Here is a 16868-nt window from a genome sequence, read left to right as displayed (position 1 = left end):
TCCGGGTTCGCGACCGCCTCACGGCGGTCACGCCCCGGAATGACAGTTTTTGTTACTACGGATATTTCGGCAGCAGCCCATGCGCCGCAAAGCCGCCGTCAACGTTCAGAACATGCCCTGTCACAAAGCTCGACTTGCTATCATCCAGCAGGAACATCGCGGCACCCGCGACCTCCTCCGGCTCGGCATAACGCCGCTGCGGCACCACCTGCATCCAGCCTTCCCGCGTTGCCACCGTGTGCATCTCCTGCACCATGGGCGTCTCGAACGGACCCGGCGCAATTGCATTGACGCGGATCTTCAGCGGCGCCAGTTCGCAGGCCATCACCTGGGTCAGCGTGATGACGCCGCCTTTGGAGGCGCCATAGGCCGCGCGCTCGATATTGCCGCGCAGGCCCGACACCGACGCCACATTGACGATGGCGCCGCCGCCATGGGCCTTCATCAGTTTGCCGGCTTCACGCGCCACGGCAAAAGTGCCGACCAGATTGATGTCGAGGATTTCGCGAAACAGTTTCACGGAGGTCTCGAAGAACGGCACCTGGCGGCCGATGCCGGCGGAGTTCACCAGGCCGCGCACCGGGCCGAAACCGGCTTCACAATCCTTCAGTCCGGCGATCACGGCGTCTTCATTGGCGACATCCATCACGACAGTTCGGGTAACGCCGGGCTTGATGGCGTCGACCTGCGCGCAAGCGCGGTCCAGCGCGTCCTGGGTGAGGTCGGCCAGCAGCACCTTCCAGCCTTCGCTTACGGCCGCCTTGGCAACCGCCAGACCGATTCCCGAGGCGCCGCCGGTGATGATCGCCACGCCGTGATCCCTATTCATATGCTGTCCTTGCGTTTCCTGCAGACGGTCCTTGGCCGGTCTTGGCTGCCGGGGTTTCGTTCGCGCGATGCTTCTCACAAATTCACGCGGTGCAAAAGCCGTATGCCTGCGTCCTCCACCTTTGGTCGCACAGCGAAAAGGCTTGACCGGGCAGCCCGGGCATGATGACCAGACGGCAAGGGCCCTTGCGCCTCACAAAGACAAACAAAGAAGTGGTTGGGAGAAACAAAATGACGATTTCACGCCGGACTCTGTTGAAGGCATCGGCCGCTGCGACCGCGTTTGGCGGCGTCAGCATGCCGTTCATCGCGCGCGCGCAGCAGGCCGAATACGTCTACAAATACGCGAACAACCTGCCCGATACGCATCCGATGAACATCCGCGCCCGCGAGATGTCGGCGGCGATCAAGACCGAGACCAACGGCAAGGTCGATCTGCAGGTATTCCCCAACAATCAGCTCGGCTCCGACACCGACATGCTGAGCCAGATCCGCTCCGGCGGCGTCGAGTTCTTCACGCTGTCCGGCCTGATCCTGGCGACTTTGGTGCCGGCCGCCTCGATCAACGGCATCGGCTTTGCCTTCCCGAATTACGACACCGTCTGGAAGGCCATGGACGGTGATCTCGGCGCCTATATCCGCAAGGAGATCACCAAGGCCAATCTCGTGGTCATGGACAAGATCTGGGACAACGGTTTTCGCGAAATCACCTCGTCCACGAAGCCGATCAAGAGCCCGGACGATCTGAAGGGCTTCAAGATCCGCGTGCCGGTGTCGCCGCTATGGACCTCGATGTTCAAGGCGTTCGACAGTGCGCCCGCCTCGATCAATATCAGCGAAGTCTATTCGGCGATGCAGACGCGGGTTGTCGAAGGCCAGGAGAACCCGCTGGCGATCATCTCGACGGCGAAGTTCTATGAAGTGCAGAAGTTCTGCTCGCTGACCAACCACATGTGGGATGGCTACTGGTTCCTGGCCAACCGTCGTGCCTGGGAGAAGCTGCCGGCCGATCTGCGCGACATCGTCGCCAAGAACATCAATGCCGCCGGCATGAAGGAGCGCGAGGACGTCGCCAAGCTCAACGCCGGCCTGCGCGGCGAACTGGAATCCAAGGGCCTCGCCTTCAATGAGCTCGAGCCCGGCCCGTTCCGCGACAAGCTGAAGTCGGCCGGCTTCTACAAGGAATGGCAGGGCAAGTATGGCGACGAAGCCTGGGCCATCCTTGAGAAGGCCGTCGGCAAGCTCGGCTGATCGGAACCATTATGGCCGTGCATGACATCTCCGCCCTCGAAAGCGGGGCGTCCAGCGTGGAGAGGGTGCCCCTCTCCCGCCGCGACGCCATCCTGACCTCCATCGACCGCGCCCTCGGCCATCTGGTCGAGATTCCCGCGGCGCTGCTGGTGGTGGCGGAGGTGATCATCCTGTTCATCGGCGTGGTGGCCCGTTACGGCTTCCACCGTCCGCTGATCTGGTCCGACGAGCTGTCCTCGATCCTGTTCCTGTGGCTGGCGATGCTCGGCTCCGCCGTGGCGTTCCGGCGCGGCGAGCATATGCGGATGACTGCGCTGGTGGCGTCGGTCGGTCCCCGGATGTGGGCTTTTCTCGACGTCGTCGGGACCTGCGCCGCACTCGCCTTCCTCTTGATGATCGTCGCGCCGTCCTTCGAATACGCCTATGAGGAAAGCTACATCACGACGCCGGCACTGCAGATCGCCAACAGCTTTCGCGCGGCCGCGCTGCCGGTCGGCATCTCGCTGATGATCGTCTTCGCGCTGCTGCGGCTGGTGCGCTACGGCCAGGTTCGCACCGTGTTGACGGCGCTCGGCACCGTCGTGGCGATCATCGGCCTGTTCTGGCTTGCCGAGCCGCTGCTGCGGACCCTCGGCAATCTCAACCTGATCATCTTCTTCGTTGGCGTCGTGGCGCTGTGTGTGTTCGCCGGCGTGCCCATTGCCTTCGGTTTTGGCCTCGCGATCTTCGGCTATATGGCGCTGACCACACACACCCCGATGATGGTGCTGGTCGGCCGCATGGATGAGGGCATGAGCCATCTCATCCTGCTGTCGGTGCCGCTGTTCGTCTTTTTGGGCCTGCTGATCGAGATGACCGGCATGGCGCGCGCCATGGTGGCGTTCCTTGCCAGCCTGCTCGGCCATGTCCGCGGCGGGCTACATTATGTGCTGATCGGCGCGATGTATCTGGTCTCTGGCATTTCCGGTTCCAAGGCTGCCGACATGGCGGCCGTGGCGCCGGTGCTGTTCCCGGAAATGAAGGCGCGCGGCGCCAAGCCGGGTGATCTCGTCGCCCTGCTCTCGGCGACCGGCGCGCAGACCGAAACCATTCCGCCGAGCCTGGTGCTGATCACTATCGGCTCCGTCACAGGCGTCTCGATCTCGGCGCTATTCACCGGCGGCTTGCTGCCGGGTGTGGTGCTCGCAATCACGCTGGGCGTGCTGGTGTGGTGGCGCTATCGCGGCGAGGACCTCAGCCACGTCAAACGGGCATCCGGGCGCGACATCTTCAAGGCGTTCATTGTCTCGGTGCCCGCCATCGCGCTGCCCTTCGTGATCCGCGCTGCCGTGGTCGAGGGTGTGGCGACCGCCACAGAGGTCTCCACCATCGGCATCGTCTATGCCGTGCTGGCGGGCCTGTTGATCTATCGCCAGTTCGACTGGAACCGGCTGAAGCCGATGCTGGTCGATACGGCCTGCCTCTCCGGCGCAATCCTGCTGATCATCGGAACCGCGACCGGCATGGCCTGGGGCCTGACCCAGTCCGGCTTCTCGCGCTCGCTGGCCGCCGCCATGACCGGCCTGCCGGGCGGCGGTGCCACCTTCATCGCGGTCTCCATCGTGGCCTTCGTGATTCTCGGCAGCGTGCTGGAAGGCATCCCCGCCATCGTGCTGTTCGGGCCGCTACTGTTCCCGATCGCGCGGCTGGTCGGTGTCCATGAGGTCCATTATGCGATGGTCGTCATCCTCGCCATGGGCATCGGACTGTTCGCGCCGCCCTTCGGGGTGGGCTATTATGCCGCCTGTGCCATCGGCCGTGTCGATCCCGCGGAAGGCATCCGGCCCATCCTCGGCTATCTGCTGGCGCTGCTGATTGGCCTGATCATCGTCGCGATTTTCCCATGGATATCGATCGGATTCCTTTAAGATACAATCTTTCAGAAAGTTATGGCCATTACCTCGCGTGACTTTGGAAGATCATTTCTGCAATAATCTGATAGATGAGATATCCGACATAACTTATTGAACTAAATATAGGAGTCTCAAAAATGATCCCAGATCAGGGCGCCTATAGCGTCGGCCTCGACCAGACTCCGGCCAACTTCGTGCCGCTGTCGCCGCTGAGCTTTCTCAAACGCAGCGCGGCGGTCTATCCGGACCTCACCAGCACCGTCTATGAGGGACGTAGTTTCACCTGGGCGCAGACCTATGAACGCTGCCGGCGCTTTGCCTCGTTCCTGACGGGGCGCGGCATCGGACGGGGCGATACGGTCGCGGCGATGCTCCCGAATCTGCCGGCAATGAACGAGGCGCATTTCGCCGTGCCGATGGCGGGCGCCGTCCTCAACGCACTCAACATCCGGCTCGACGCCGCGGCCATTGCGTTCCAGCTCGACCACGGCGGCGCCAGGCTGCTGCTGGTCGATCCGGAATTCTCCGGCGTGATCACTGAGGCCCTCGGCCTCATGACCGGCCCGAAGCCGTCCGTGATCGACGTCGACGACGCGTCCTTCGCCGGTGGCCAACGGATCGGCGAACTCGAATATGAAGCCGCCCTCGCCGAAGGCAGCCCCGATTTCACCAGCGCCTTTCCGCTCGACGAATGGGACGCCATCGCGCTTGGCTATACGTCGGGGACAACGGGCAATCCGAAGGGCGTGGTGACCCATCATCGCGGCGCCTATCTGAACGCGGTCTCCAACATTCTCGCCGCCGGTCTCGGCCAGCATCCGGTCTATCTCTGGACCCTGCCGATGTTCCACTGCAACGGCTGGTGCTTCCCATGGACCGTGGCAGCGAGTGCCGGCGTCAATGTCTGCCTGCGCAAGGTTGATCCCACCAAGATTTTCGCGCTGATGCGCGAGCATGGCGTCACTCACATGTCCGGCGCGCCGATCGTCTACAACACGCTGATCAATGCGCCCGATGCACCGGTCTATTCCGGCGGGCCTCTCGTGCAGGGCTCGATCGCCGGCGCACCGCCGCCGATGGCGGTGCTGTCGGGTGCCGAGAAGATCGGCATCAAGCTGACTCACGTTTACGGCCTGACCGAGGTCTATGGCCCCGCCTCGGTCTGCGCCGAGCAGCCCGGCTGGGACGCCCTGCCCGCGGATGAACGTGCCAACCTGAAGCGCCGCCAGGGCGTGCCCTATCACCTGCAGGAAGCGGTGACGGTAATCGATCCCGAAACGATGCAGGAAGTGCCGCGCGACGGCGAAACCATCGGTGAGGTCATGTTCCGCGGCAATATCGTGATGAAGGGCTACCTGAAGAACGAGAAGGCCACCAAGGAGGCGTTCGAAGGCGGCTGGTTCCACACCGGCGATCTCGGCGTGCTCGACGCCGCCGGCTACGTGACCATCAAGGACCGCTCCAAGGACATCATCATTTCCGGCGGCGAGAACATCTCGTCGGTGGAAGTCGAGGACGTACTCTACAAACACCCGGCCGTGCTGTTCGCGGCCGTGGTCGCCAAGCCCGATGCGAAATGGGGCGAAGTGCCATGCGCCTTCGTCGAGCTGAAGGCAAATGCCGAGGCGACGGAAGCCGACATCATCGCGTTCTGCCGCGCGCAAATGCCCGGCTTCAAGACGCCGAAGGCCGTGGTGTTCGGCGTGATCCCGAAGACGTCGACAGGCAAGATCCAGAAGTTCCTGCTGCGGGATCAGGTGAAGTCGACGGGGTCGTTTAGTTCGTAACAAAACGCCGTCATGCCCGGCGAATGCCGGGTATCCACGCCTTGGCCGCAAACGAAGAAAGATGTGGATGGCCGGGACAAGCCCGGCCATGACGGAGCATTGGGTGCGGTGTGTAGCCCCACTCCACCAGCCGTATCCCATCATCCGGCAGGATCACGGGATATACGGCATCCAGAAAGCCAAGAATGCAAATAGACTAGATGGCTGCGCTCGCAATGACGACTGATAGGGTGGAGCGAAGCACACCAAGCCAAGTCCTTCATTCCGGATCGCCATCCATGACTCAGAACTTCGCGGCAATCATTCTTGGCGGGACCGGGCAAGTTGGCGGTGCAGCCGTCGCGGAGTTGCTCGCGCTTCCGGAATGTCGGGAAGTGGTGATGGTCACCAGAAAGCCCATCGCCGCGCGACCGCGGGTACGCAACCTCGTTCTCGATACCGGCCATGCCGGCTTTGCCGAGCGCACGGCCGTCCTTGCTCGCGAAGTCCTGAGCCAGGGCCCGGTCAGCGCGGTGAGCTGTGTGGGTGTCGGTTCCGGATCGATACGCTGGAGCGAAGAAGAATTGAAACAACTTGAACTCGGTGTTGTCGGTGGCTTTGCGCGTGGCTGCCATGACGCCGGAATCGCCCAGTTCTGTCTGCTTTCCGCGGTAGGAAGCACAGCCCAAAGCCGGTTCCGCTATGTCCGCGTCATGGGCATGAAGGAAGACACGGTGCGCAAGGTTGGTTTTACCCGGCTCGCCATCTTTCGCCCCGGCATTATTGTCGGCAATGCTCATACGCCGGTCTGGGTCAGTTGGCTGGGACGTCTCGTGCCTGGTCGGTTTGGCAATATCGATCAGCAAATTCTCGGCCGCTCGATCGCCGCAGAGATAGCTTTGCACAGCTCAGAGGCTGGTGAAGTGATCCGCGAAAATGCGGCCATGAAAAAACTCGCGGCTCAATCTACTCCGCTGTCAGCCTGATCCCGTCATAGGCCGGAATTACGCCGTCTGGCAGGCTCTTGCGCACCACCTCGTAATCCAGATCCGCATGCATGTTGGTAATCACTGCGCGCTTTGGCTTGAAGCGGTCGATCCATGACAGCGCATCGCTCAGGCTGAAATGGCTGGGGTGCTGGGTATAGCGCAGGCCATCGACGATCCAGAGATCGAGACCTTCCAGCGCCGGCCAGCTCTCCGGCGGAATGTCGTTGAGGTCGGGCGTGTAGGCGGTGTTGTCGATGCGGTAGCCGAGCGCCGGGATGTTACCATGCTGGACTAGGAACGGTGTCAGCGTGAGGTCGCCGCCCCTCCCCGTGATGGTTCGGCTCTCGCCGGCCTCGATGCTGAGGCGATCGAGGATCGGCGGATAGTCGCTGCCGGGAGGCGACTGAAAGCAATAGCCAAAGCGCAGCATGATATCAGTCGCCGTCGAGGCGTTCATATAGACCGGGATACGCTTGCGGCGCTTCACCACCACTGAGCGGAGGTCGTCCATGCCGTGGGTCTGGTCCGCATGCTCATGCGTCAGGAACACCGCATCGATGTCATCGACATCAGCGTCAATGAGCTGCTCGCGCAGGTCCGGCGAGGTGTCGATGACAACGCGCGTGACGCCCTCGGGCCCAATCCGCTCCGCCATCATCGAACAACGACGGCGACGGTTTTTTGGATTGGCGGGATCGCAGGCGCCCCAGCCCAGCGCCGGGCGTGGCACACCGGCCGACGAGCCGCAGCCGAGGATGGTAAGCACCAGCGTCATGCCGGCTCGCCAGTGCCAGGCGAGCTCTCGGCGAATGCCTTGCTGAACAGGCGAAAGAAGTTCTCTGTGGTCTGCCGCGACAGTTCTTCGAGGGACACACCTCGCGTTTCCGCGAGCACCTTCGCCGTCTCGACCACATAGGATGGCTCGTTGCGCTTGCCGCGCCATTTGCCGGGCGCGAGATATGGCGCATCGGTTTCGACCATGATGCGATCAGCGGGCAGCTCGGCCGCGAGATCGCGCAGCTCCTGCGATTTCTTGAAGGTGATGATGCCGGTGAAGGAGATCGACAGGCCCATATCGATCGCTTTCATCGCGAGTTCGCGCCCGCCGGTGTAGCAATGCAGCACGGCCTTGAACGCACCTCTGGCCATCTCGTCTTCGAGAATGGTGCCGCACTGTTCGTCGGCCTCTCGGGTATGAATCACCAGCGGCAATCCTGTCGCGCGTGCTGCGGCGATATGGGCGCGAAAGCCGCGTTCCTGCGCGCCTGATGAGCCGTGCTCGTAGAAATTATCGAGCCCTGCCTCGCCGAGTGCGATCACCTTTGGATGCTTCGTCAGCTCGATCAGCTCTTCCGCCGAGATGCCGTCTTCCTCGTCGGCATTGTGCGGATGGGTGCCGACCGAGCAATAGACGTTCGGGAAGCGCTCGGCGATCGCCAGCAACGCCGGCAGGCGGCGCACCCGCGTCGAGATGGTCACGAGCTTGCCGACGCCTGCGGCTTCGGCACGCGCGACGATGCCGTCGAGGTCTTCGGCGAAGTCGGGGAAATCGAGATGGCAGTGGCTATCGACCAGCATCACGTCAACTCAGCTCGCAGCCGGCGGCTCGACATAGCGCGGGAATACGCCGGTCGGTGTCGGCAGTTGCGTACCGGCCTTGATGCGGTTGGCCAATGCCGTGAAGTCGCGTTCGCCATCGGGGATGCCAAGCACATCGAGTAGCTTGGCGCAGGACGCGGGCATCACCGGCTGTGCCAGGATCGCGACCTGCCGCACGACTTCGGCGGTCACGTAGAGCACCGTGGCCTGCTTCTTCGGATCGGTCTTGGCGAGCGCCCACGGCGCCTCGCCCGCGAAATAGCGGTTGGCTTCGGCCACTACGGCCCAGATTGCATTCAGCGCCTGATGGATCTGCTGCGTTGCCATCGCGGTACGCGCGAGCTCCAGCATGCCGTCCGCCTGCGCCAGGATCGCCTTGTCGTTGTCGCTGTAATCACCCGGCTCCGGCAGCACGCCGCCATACTGTTTGGCGATCATCGACAGCGAACGCTGCGCGAGATTGCCGAGATCGTTGGCGAGGTCCGCATTGGTGCGGTTGACGATGGCTTCGTGATTATAGCTGCCGTCTTGCCCGAACGAGACTTCGCGCATGAAGAAATAGCGCATCTGATCGACGCCATATTGCTGGGCCATGTCGATCGGATCGACCACGTTGCCGACCGACTTCGACATCTTCTCACCACGGTTGAGAAGAAATCCGTGACTGAAGACGCGATGCGGGACATCGACCCCTGCAGCCATCAGGAATGCAGGCCAGTACACCGCATGAAAGCGAACGATATCCTTGCCGATCACATGCAGGTTGGCAGGCCAGTAGCGCTTGAAGCTTTCGCCATCGACATCGGGATAGCCGGCCGCGGTGATGTAGTTGGTCAGCGCATCGATCCAGACATACATCACATGGCCGGGCGCACCCGGCACCTTGATGCCCCAATCGAACGTGGTTCGCGAAATCGACAGATCCTGCAGGCCGCCCTTCACGAAACTCGTCACTTCGTTGAGGCGCTCGCGCGGCAACACGAAATCCGGAACACGCGCATACAGATCGAGCAGCTTGTCCTGATACGCGGACAGACGGAAGAAATAGGTTTCCTCCTCGGTCCACTCGACCGGCGAACCCAGCGGCTCACGCCGGACACCATCGTCGCCGAGCGTTGTTTCCGCTTCGTCGAAATAGGCTTCCTGGCGAACCGAATACCAGCCGGCATATTTGTCGAGATAGATAGCGCCGGCTTTCTCCAGAGCGACCCAGAGTGCCTGCGAGGCGCGTTCGTGACGCGGCTCCGTCGTGCGAATGTAGTCGTCATAGGAAATGTTGAGCGCGGCATCCATCTCGCGAAAACGCGCAGAATTCCGGTCGGCAAGTTCGAGCGGTGTCAGGCCTTCCTTGACGGCGGTCTGCTGCATCTTCAGACCATGCTCATCCGTTCCAGTCAGGAAACGAACGTCGTAACCGTCGAGCCTCTGGAAGCGGGCAATCGTGTCGGTCGCCATGACCGTATAGGCATGACCGATATGCGGCACGCCATTGGGATAGAAGATCGGCGTTGTCAGAAAATACGCCGGTCGGGTTGCATCGGTTGCAGATGTCATGGCTGACTTTACGGACCTTGAATAAGACGATCTTGGTGAAGCGCGGATCGGCTGAAACCAGTCTCGCAGCGATCAGCGCGTTGCTTCCGCGAGCAGTCCAAACACCGAGAAAACCAGCGGTTTTCGCTCGAGATTGTAGGATTCGGTCTCGCGCGCGGCTCGGTTGATCTTTTCCCATACCTCCGCCAGCCGCGCAAGGCGGGGCAGATTGGCGTTGGCATTGGCGTCATCGGCCCGCATGCGCTCGCCGATCCAGCGGTCGACGCTGTCGACAAAGGCGCCGAGCGCGACACGGTCGCTGGTCCCCAGCGCATCGCCCAGAGCATGCAGTTCGCGCGGATCGACATGGGGCAGCGTATCCAGCAGCGAGGCGGTGCGCTGGTGCAGTTTCAGCGCGCCGCCGCCGAGCAGATTCAGAGCGCGCGACACGCTGCCTTCGGAGGCCTCAGCGACCTCTTTGAGCAACGGATCGCTGGTTTCGATCTCGGCGGCCTGCGACGTGGCGCGGGTCACGTCGGCAACGGAAAGCGGACGCAGCGCCAGCTTGCGACAGCGCGACTGGATGGTCGGCAACACGCGCGCCTGCGCATGTGTCACGAGCAGGAACAGCGAACGCAACGGCGGCTCTTCAAGCACCTTCAGCAGCGCGTTGGCGGCATTGGCGTTCAGCTCATCGACGGTGTCGACGATGCAGACGCGCCAGCCGTCGACAGCGGCGGTCGAGCCGAAGAACGACACGGTCTGCCGGGTCTCATCGACGGTGATGACCGTGCGCATCACGCCCTTGTCGTTGAGCGAGCGTTCCAGTGTCAACAAACCGCCATGGGATTCGGCGGCGACCTGGCGCACGATCGGATGCATCGGATCGAGACCGAGCGATGTTGCGGATTGCACTTGCGGTGATGTGGGATCGCGATGCGCCAGTACGAAACGCGCCATACGATAGGCCAAGGTCGCCTTGCCGATGCCCTGCGGGCCGCCGATCAGCCAGGCATGCGGAACGCGGCCGCCGCGATAGGCATTGAGCAGCGTGGCTTCGGCACCCTGATGACCGAACAGCGCGGTCGTCTCGCGCGGATGCGGAACCGAAATCGTTTGCTCTGATGACTTTGCGCTCATGCCGAAGTGACCTCGTGGTTCGACGGCGTCAGAAGGCGTCGGCGCAACACGCCCCAGATATTGTTCGATACGATCTTTGGATCTGCATTGGCGTCGATCAGCACGCAGCGTTGCGGTTCATCGGCTGCGATCTGCCGGAACGCGTCACGCAGCCCCTGATGAAAGGCGATGCCCTCGGCCTCGAACCTGTCGGGCACATCATTGCCACGCCGCGCTGCTGCGCGTCGCATGCCGATCGACACCGGGATATCGAGAATGACGGTGAGATCCGGTTTGAGCCGTCCAATGGTGACGCGCTCCATCGCATTGAGCAGTTCTGGCGAGACATGCCCGAGCCGGCCCTGATAGGCCCGCGTCGAATCCGAAAAACGGTCGCACAGCACCCAGATGCCCTGCTCCAGCGCCGGCGCAATCACCGCGTGGACATGATCGTCGCGCGCCGCGGCAAACAGCAGCGTTTCGGCTTCGGGGCCGAGCAGCTTGCCCATGCCGGACAGTACCACATGGCGGATGATCTCGGCGCCGGGCGAGCCGCCGGGCTCTCGGGTGACGATGACGCGCTTGCCTTCGGCCTCGAGCCGATCGGCCAGAATCTTGATCTGCGTTGATTTGCCGGCGCCCTCACCGCCCTCGAAACTGACGAAGCGGCCGCGCGGCGGCGGTGTGGTGTGCGTATCCGCCATGTCAGAGCTTCTCGGCGCCGGCGCGGAACAGTCCGATCACCAGCTCGCCGGCGCCGTCCACGGCGCGCCGCATGGTCGATCCGGTGCCAACGGCCGCCGCCGTATAGAGCGGCGTCTCGACAGCGATATTGGCGCCGCGCCAGACCTTGATCACGCCGACCGGCTGACCGGGCTCGATGGGTGCACGCACGGGGCCTTTATAGACGATGCGAGCGATCAGCTTGTCGGTGCCGTTCTTCTGCACCATCACCTTGACCGGCTCCTTGGCCGAGAGCGCGACCGAACGGCTCTCGCCGCCAAACACCTTGGCGAAGCCTACGGTCTGGTCGGCCGCAAACAGCGTGCGCGCCTCGAAATTCTTGAAACCCCATTCCAGCAGCTTCTTCGCTTCAGTCGCCCGATCGTCCGGATCGTCCAGACCGTTGATCACCACGATCAGACGCATGCCGTCGCGGATGGCGGAGCCGACCATGCCGTAGCCACCATCCTTGGTGTAACCGGTCTTGAAACCGTCAGCGCCGTCCAGCGTCGCCAGCAACGGATTGCGGTTCTGCTGACGGATCTTGTTCCAGGTGAATTCGCGCTCCCCGAACAACTTGTAGAATTCCGGATAGGTGCGAACGATGTGGCGGGCGAGCAGACCAAGCTCGCGCACCGTCATCTTGTTGCCGGGGTCCGGCAGACCGTTGGAATTGGCGAAGGTGGATTTCGGCATGCCCAGCGCACGCGCCCGTGCCGTCATCTTCTCGGCAAAGGCGGCCTCGCCGCCTGCGATGCCCTCCGCCAGGATCATGCAAGAGTCGTTGCCGCTCTGGATGATGGCCCCGCGCAAGAGATCGGCGACCGGCACGCGGCTGTTGATGGCAGCGAACATGGTCGACGCGCCGGCCGGCGCGCCGCCCTTGCGCCAGGAATTCTCGCTGACGCGATATTCGTCCGTGAGCTTGATGTCGCCGCGGGTCAGCGCGTCGAACACCAGTTCGACGGTCATCAGCTTCATCATGCTGGAGGGCGCGCGGAGCTCATCGGCATTCTTCTCGAACAGCACGCTGCCGGAGCCGGCCTCGATCAGGATCGCGGTCGGCGCATCGGTGTCGTAGCCGCCGTCCTCGACGACCTTCTTGGCACCCTGCACGCTCTGGTTCGCAGCCTGCGCTGTTGGGCCGAGGACGATGCCAAACGTCATCAGGGCAGCCAGCAGCGTCCGCCAGCTCCGCGCGGCGAATTGCGGTCGTTTCGAGGGGATGGAGCCAGATGCCATGTGCTGTCCTGAGTGCTCTGGTCTTAACAGGATCAACGGAGGCAAACAACGCGGCAAGGTGCAACGCGGATCAGGGCGCCATGCTGCGCCCGTCTGGTGTCGGTCGTGAAGGACGAACCGGCTTAATAGAGACCGCGGCCGGACAGGATGGCCTGAGCGCCGCGCGCATCGACCGTGCCGTCATCCGGCTCGGCAGGCGCAGCATATGCGGCGTTGCTCTCATAGGACACCGCCCGATGGTTCTCGGTCATCCGCGGCGCCGATGCCGTGCGCATGCGGCTCGACGCCGACATTTCCGACGTCGAACGGATCGACGCCACATCGGCCGAGGTATTGCCGAGCGAATACGGGCGACCCTCCGGCAGAGGAACATCGCGGGAGACGACGCGGCCACCCTGCATGTCGGGCACGAAAGAGCGCGCCGAGGCGACGCGCACCAGCGATGGCGACGGTGCCGGCTCACCGGTGCGCAGCGTGGCAACGAGCTGGCGGTCGTCCGACCCTTCCAGCGGCGCACGGCCGACATATTCGACACGGACCTTGGCGGTGCCGTTACCCTTGAATTCGAGCAGTTCGGCGGCCTTGTTCGAGACGTCGATCAGGCGGTTGCCGTGATACGGACCGCGATCGTTGACGCGAACGATCAGCGACTTGCCGTTATAGACGTTGGTCACGCGGGCATAGCTCGGGATCGGCAGCGTTGGATGCGCCGCGGTGAGCGAGGCCATGTCAAACACTTCGCCATTCGCTGTCAGACGGCCATGAAATGCGTCGCCATACCAGGAGGCGATGCCTTCAGCGCGGTAATTGATGTTTTCTTCCGGCACATAGAGCTTGCCGGCGACGGTGTAGGGCTTGCCGATACGGTAGGTGCCGCCGCCCTTGGGAACCGGCTCGCCCATCCCGACGACCCGAGGACTGCTCGAGACGCCATATTTCGGATCAACGCGGCTGAAGCTGGTGGTGGAGGACGAACAATTGGCCAGCGTCAGGCAGGCGCTGATGGCCGCTGCTGCCTGAACAGCCTGGCCGAGTCGGTTTGACCCACGAATCCCCATACGCCCCAATACCATTCCAGCGACCGCCTGCCCATCTCCGGGCATCCCCACGGCCAAAATTCCCGATGCGGCCCACTTCCGCATCAAGTGGTGAATATATCGCAGCCGGATCGCGGCGGAAATGGGGAGAGCCACGCTATGGTAAACAGAGGATGTCGTATTTTGGCCCGCACAACGGGTGATCATCTCGCGCTGCACACACCGCGCGGCGCGCGGTGTTCTCCCTCAAGTTGCGCCGTGCACGATCAATCCCGCCACTCGCGGCGGATATACGGGCCGTACAGCACGTCCTGACGCCAGCGATAGACCTGCACCAACAGGCCGCCGACACCGGCAACAACACTCAACAACAACAAGGTCTCGATCACCACAAAGCCCCCCGGCATTCTCGTTGGGCACAGCAATACCAAGTGATTTTTAAAATCCCCGCCGCCGTTTGGTTTGAATTTGTGGCCCGCCGCTAACGGAGATTAATTTCCGCGACCCACCTTGGCCGATTTCAACTTTTTGTTAGTTGAACGATCGCGCACGATCTTGATCTGATAGCAGAACGCGCTGACGCGATTCCTGGCGGGACTCTTGCGGCGGGATTTTGGGGATGGAGATGGACGTTTCAAGGACGGACTGCGGCGGGATCACCGGCGCCGGAGAGTACAGGTTTCGCGATGGCCATCTCATCGTGACGCTCTACCAGATCGCCATCTGGGCCGAATATCCCCAAGCGATCTTTACCGCCGTCACATCGCGCTTCCGCAACAGCATGAAGCTTTATGTGCTCGCGTCGTGGCGCCTGCCGAATGCAGCGCCGAGTGATCAGCCGCCTGCTCCCGCTAGTGGGGAAGGAAGGTCGCTGCATTGATCACGGCAACGACTGCGAAAGCCATCACCCATAGCGGCCAGGCGGACGCCTGTGCCCGTGGGCGGAACTGTCGGGGAACGCCGAAATTGCGGGCCATTGCCTGCTCCATTGCATCGACCGAACGACACTGAATGTGAGCATGCATTCTGTTAAAATTGCGTCGTGGCTTCGGCTATAATTTGTGCGTCCACGGCAAGCATCGCCTCGGCGCGCGACGCTTCGTGGTAACGCGGAGTGAGCTGGCAGCAAAGCGGGGCACCATCGCATCGTGACGATGGATAGCTACCAATTATCAGACGCACATGCTGCCGATAAGGTTGATTGGTTAGGTTAAACCGGTAATTGCATTGACCGCACCTGCAGCCTTGCTCAATTGCCGGCATGATCGACGATGACGACAGCTATGAGTTGAATGACCAGGGCATCCGGGTGCTGATCGGGCTGACCGTGGAAGAGACTGCGGAATTCACCCGCCTCGACGGCACTATCGGTCACGGCCGCCCGCCTGGGATCTCGCTCGAACAATGGGCCCATGCCGAAGACCGGCGCTGGCTCGAACTCTATCAGAAACACGAAAATGCGCGGCAGCCGTTCTTGCAGGCCGGCAAGACCAGGCACTGAGCGCACGGAAGCGCCATTCTCCGACACCGCAAACCAGAAGCCTGGGCAAATTAAAAGCCGCGCCAACCCGAAGGTTGACGCGGCCATGGCCGTTCTGTTGCAAGGTGGACCTACCCCGAACGGTTACGCCGCGAGGCGCACTTCGTTCATGCGAACGTTATCGTTTGCATTTAGGTTTTGACCCGATAACGGCGGTATCATGCCGAGCACAATTCACAACTTCTTCGCGGCCATCGATCCTGTTTCGCCCCCGCCTGAGCAGCCCGTGCATTTCACCGTCCGGCGAAATCGACCTCACCTGGATGAGATCGCGAGCTGCTGAGGTGGAGGCGCCGGGTACTGCCCCCGGGTCTGCCCGCAGTCCATTGAGAGGTTCAGCGCCATCGTCTTGCGACGAACCAGATATAGGCGCGATCTCAGGCGAAATCTAGGCTCGGTCCGCCCTGCTTTCCGGGCGGAATGCCGCTGGCCGCTAGTCCTTCTTGGCGGAACTCTTTTTGGTGGCGGTCTTTTTGGCAGCGCCCTTGGCCGCCTCCGCCTTGGCCGGCTTTTCTTTAGGTGCCTTGATCTTTGCGGGTTTGGCTTCGGCAGCCGGAGCTTCGACCGGCGGCACGTCCGCAGCCTGAGGCCCCGAACCCTGCGTCTCGACCGCCAGAACCTCAACAGCCGGCTTCGCGGCAGCCACCTTCTTCGCCGCAGGCGCAGGCTTGCTCTCCGCAGGCGCGGCGGCCTTGCCGGCCTCCTTGATCAGCCGCTGCGCGGCTTCGAATTTGGCCTCGCGCATCGCACGCAAGGCGTCGGCGCGCGGTGTCGGGTTTGCCATGATGGTCTCCGTCCTCAGAATCGTCAGGCCTTGTTAGCACGCCCGGCGTCCGGCACCGACCAGCCCAGGAAAAACACCCGCGTCGATGATTTCAGCCCCGGACAGCCGCCCCGGCGCAATCCTCTCTTTCCCTCGGCAGGCCGCTTTGCTAAGCGCTGTCCCACGACGGAAAGGTGGCCGAGTGGTTTAAGGCAGCGGTCTTGAAAACCGCCGTGCCTGCAAGGGTACCGTGGGTTCGAATCCCACCCTTTCCGCCATGTATCATTCTAAATAATTGATTTTGTTTATTTATTAGGGCGGCATTGTGAAGCACCCCACATTCTGCCCCACAATTAGATAGTGCTCCTCGCCCCCGTAAAATCGAGCGTTTCGAATTCAATCAACCTGATCCGCTCTCCTATGTCCGGCAAGGGAAAGCTCGCATTGGGTCAGCGCCGATACCTTCCCCCATTTGCGCAATGCATTGACATGGATCCCAAGGCTTGGCCCGAGTTGCGCGACCGACACTCCGAGCCCGCCCCCAAGCCAGATTCCGTCGACCGTTCCTCTCGGCTCAATTTTCGTC

16 protein-coding genes, 1 tRNA gene and 1 other RNA gene are annotated in these 16868 nt (G+C 62.4%); 7 read left to right on the top strand and 11 right to left on the bottom strand.

The window, feature by feature from the left end:
* Positions 1-55: 55 nt before the first annotated feature.
* The gene (locus tag A4A58_RS10845; protein WP_068731791.1) at positions 56-829 is read right to left on the bottom strand and encodes an SDR family NAD(P)-dependent oxidoreductase; all 774 of its coding nucleotides are present in this window, start codon (positions 827-829) and stop codon (positions 56-58) included.
* Between the two features lie 230 nt (positions 830-1059).
* Here A4A58_RS10845 and A4A58_RS10840 point away from each other — a divergent pair, with 230 nt between their 5' ends.
* From A4A58_RS10840 to A4A58_RS10825, 4 genes are all read left to right on the top strand, one after another.
* Positions 1060-2079 (top strand): TRAP transporter substrate-binding protein, encoded by a 1020-nt coding sequence (locus A4A58_RS10840; protein ID WP_068731789.1) that lies wholly within the window; start codon positions 1060-1062, stop codon positions 2077-2079.
* An 11-nt stretch (positions 2080-2090) separates the two neighbouring features.
* Positions 2091-3986, top strand: coding sequence for a TRAP transporter large permease (locus tag A4A58_RS10835; RefSeq protein WP_068731787.1), 1896 nt, complete (start codon positions 2091-2093; stop codon positions 3984-3986).
* Between the two features lie 122 nt (positions 3987-4108).
* Positions 4109-5758, top strand: a complete 1650-nt coding sequence (locus A4A58_RS10830; RefSeq protein ID WP_068731785.1) for an acyl-CoA synthetase — start codon at positions 4109-4111, stop codon at positions 5756-5758.
* Positions 5759-6036: 278 nt separating this feature from the next.
* Positions 6037-6723 (top strand): hypothetical protein, encoded by a 687-nt coding sequence (locus A4A58_RS10825; protein ID WP_068731783.1) that lies wholly within the window; start codon positions 6037-6039, stop codon positions 6721-6723.
* Here the strand turns inward: A4A58_RS10825 and A4A58_RS10820 are convergent.
* The 8 genes from A4A58_RS10820 to A4A58_RS31640 all read right to left on the bottom strand — a co-directional run bounded on the left by A4A58_RS10820 (position 6704) and on the right by A4A58_RS31640 (position 14368).
* Complete coding sequence (locus A4A58_RS10820) at positions 6704-7501, bottom strand: MBL fold metallo-hydrolase (RefSeq protein WP_068731781.1); 798 nt, start codon at positions 7499-7501, stop codon at positions 6704-6706. The two genes, A4A58_RS10825 and A4A58_RS10820, sit on opposite strands and share 20 nt — an antisense overlap.
* Positions 7498-8304, bottom strand: a complete 807-nt coding sequence (locus A4A58_RS10815) for a TatD family hydrolase (RefSeq protein WP_068731779.1) — start codon at positions 8302-8304, stop codon at positions 7498-7500. The genes A4A58_RS10820 and A4A58_RS10815 overlap by 4 nt, the downstream gene beginning before the upstream one ends.
* A gap of 9 nt (positions 8305-8313) precedes the next feature.
* The gene (gene metG, locus A4A58_RS10810) at positions 8314-9879 is read right to left on the bottom strand and encodes a methionine--tRNA ligase (protein WP_068731777.1); all 1566 of its coding nucleotides are present in this window, start codon (positions 9877-9879) and stop codon (positions 8314-8316) included.
* 72 nt (positions 9880-9951) lie between these two features.
* On the bottom strand, positions 9952-10998 hold the full coding sequence (locus A4A58_RS10805; RefSeq protein ID WP_068731775.1) for a DNA polymerase III subunit delta': 1047 nt from the start codon (positions 10996-10998) through the stop codon (positions 9952-9954).
* On the bottom strand, positions 10995-11681 hold the full coding sequence (gene tmk, locus A4A58_RS10800) for a dTMP kinase (RefSeq protein ID WP_068731773.1): 687 nt from the start codon (positions 11679-11681) through the stop codon (positions 10995-10997). Before tmk ends, A4A58_RS10805 begins: the two co-directional genes overlap by 4 nt.
* A gap of 1 nt (position 11682) precedes the next feature.
* Complete coding sequence (locus A4A58_RS10795; protein ID WP_244499731.1) at positions 11683-12867, bottom strand: D-alanyl-D-alanine carboxypeptidase family protein; 1185 nt, start codon at positions 12865-12867, stop codon at positions 11683-11685.
* A gap of 197 nt (positions 12868-13064) precedes the next feature.
* Complete coding sequence (locus tag A4A58_RS10790) at positions 13065-14000, bottom strand: septal ring lytic transglycosylase RlpA family protein (RefSeq protein WP_068731769.1); 936 nt, start codon at positions 13998-14000, stop codon at positions 13065-13067.
* A 245-nt stretch (positions 14001-14245) separates the two neighbouring features.
* A complete protein-coding gene (locus tag A4A58_RS31640) occupies positions 14246-14368 on the bottom strand; it encodes a hypothetical protein (protein ID WP_283804893.1) in 123 nt (40 codons plus the stop codon).
* 236 nt (positions 14369-14604) lie between these two features.
* Between A4A58_RS31640 and A4A58_RS10785 the strand changes: the two genes are divergently transcribed.
* The gene (locus A4A58_RS10785; protein ID WP_139069829.1) at positions 14605-14859 is read left to right on the top strand and encodes a hypothetical protein; all 255 of its coding nucleotides are present in this window, start codon (positions 14605-14607) and stop codon (positions 14857-14859) included.
* Positions 14860-15240: 381 nt separating this feature from the next.
* Entirely contained in the window at positions 15241-15480 is a 240-nt protein-coding gene (locus A4A58_RS10780; RefSeq protein ID WP_068731765.1) for a hypothetical protein, read from the top strand.
* A gap of 81 nt (positions 15481-15561) precedes the next feature.
* On the opposite strand, the gene ssrA is transcribed toward A4A58_RS10780, so the two are convergent.
* Positions 15562-15914: a transfer-messenger RNA gene (gene ssrA / locus A4A58_RS10775) on the bottom strand.
* Positions 15915-15952: 38 nt separating this feature from the next.
* Positions 15953-16303 (bottom strand): hypothetical protein, encoded by a 351-nt coding sequence (locus tag A4A58_RS10770; protein WP_068731763.1) that lies wholly within the window; start codon positions 16301-16303, stop codon positions 15953-15955.
* A 167-nt stretch (positions 16304-16470) separates the two neighbouring features.
* Between A4A58_RS10770 and A4A58_RS10765 the strand changes: the two genes are divergently transcribed.
* Positions 16471-16560: transfer RNA gene (locus A4A58_RS10765), tRNA-Ser, on the top strand.
* Positions 16561-16868 lie beyond the last annotated feature (308 nt).

It is taken from the genome of Tardiphaga robiniae, from assembly GCF_001618955.1.
GTDB lineage: Bacteria > Pseudomonadota > Alphaproteobacteria > Rhizobiales > Xanthobacteraceae > Tardiphaga > Tardiphaga robiniae_A.
Note: the sequence above shows the minus strand (reverse complement) of the source record. Positions and strands in the feature narration are given on the sequence as shown.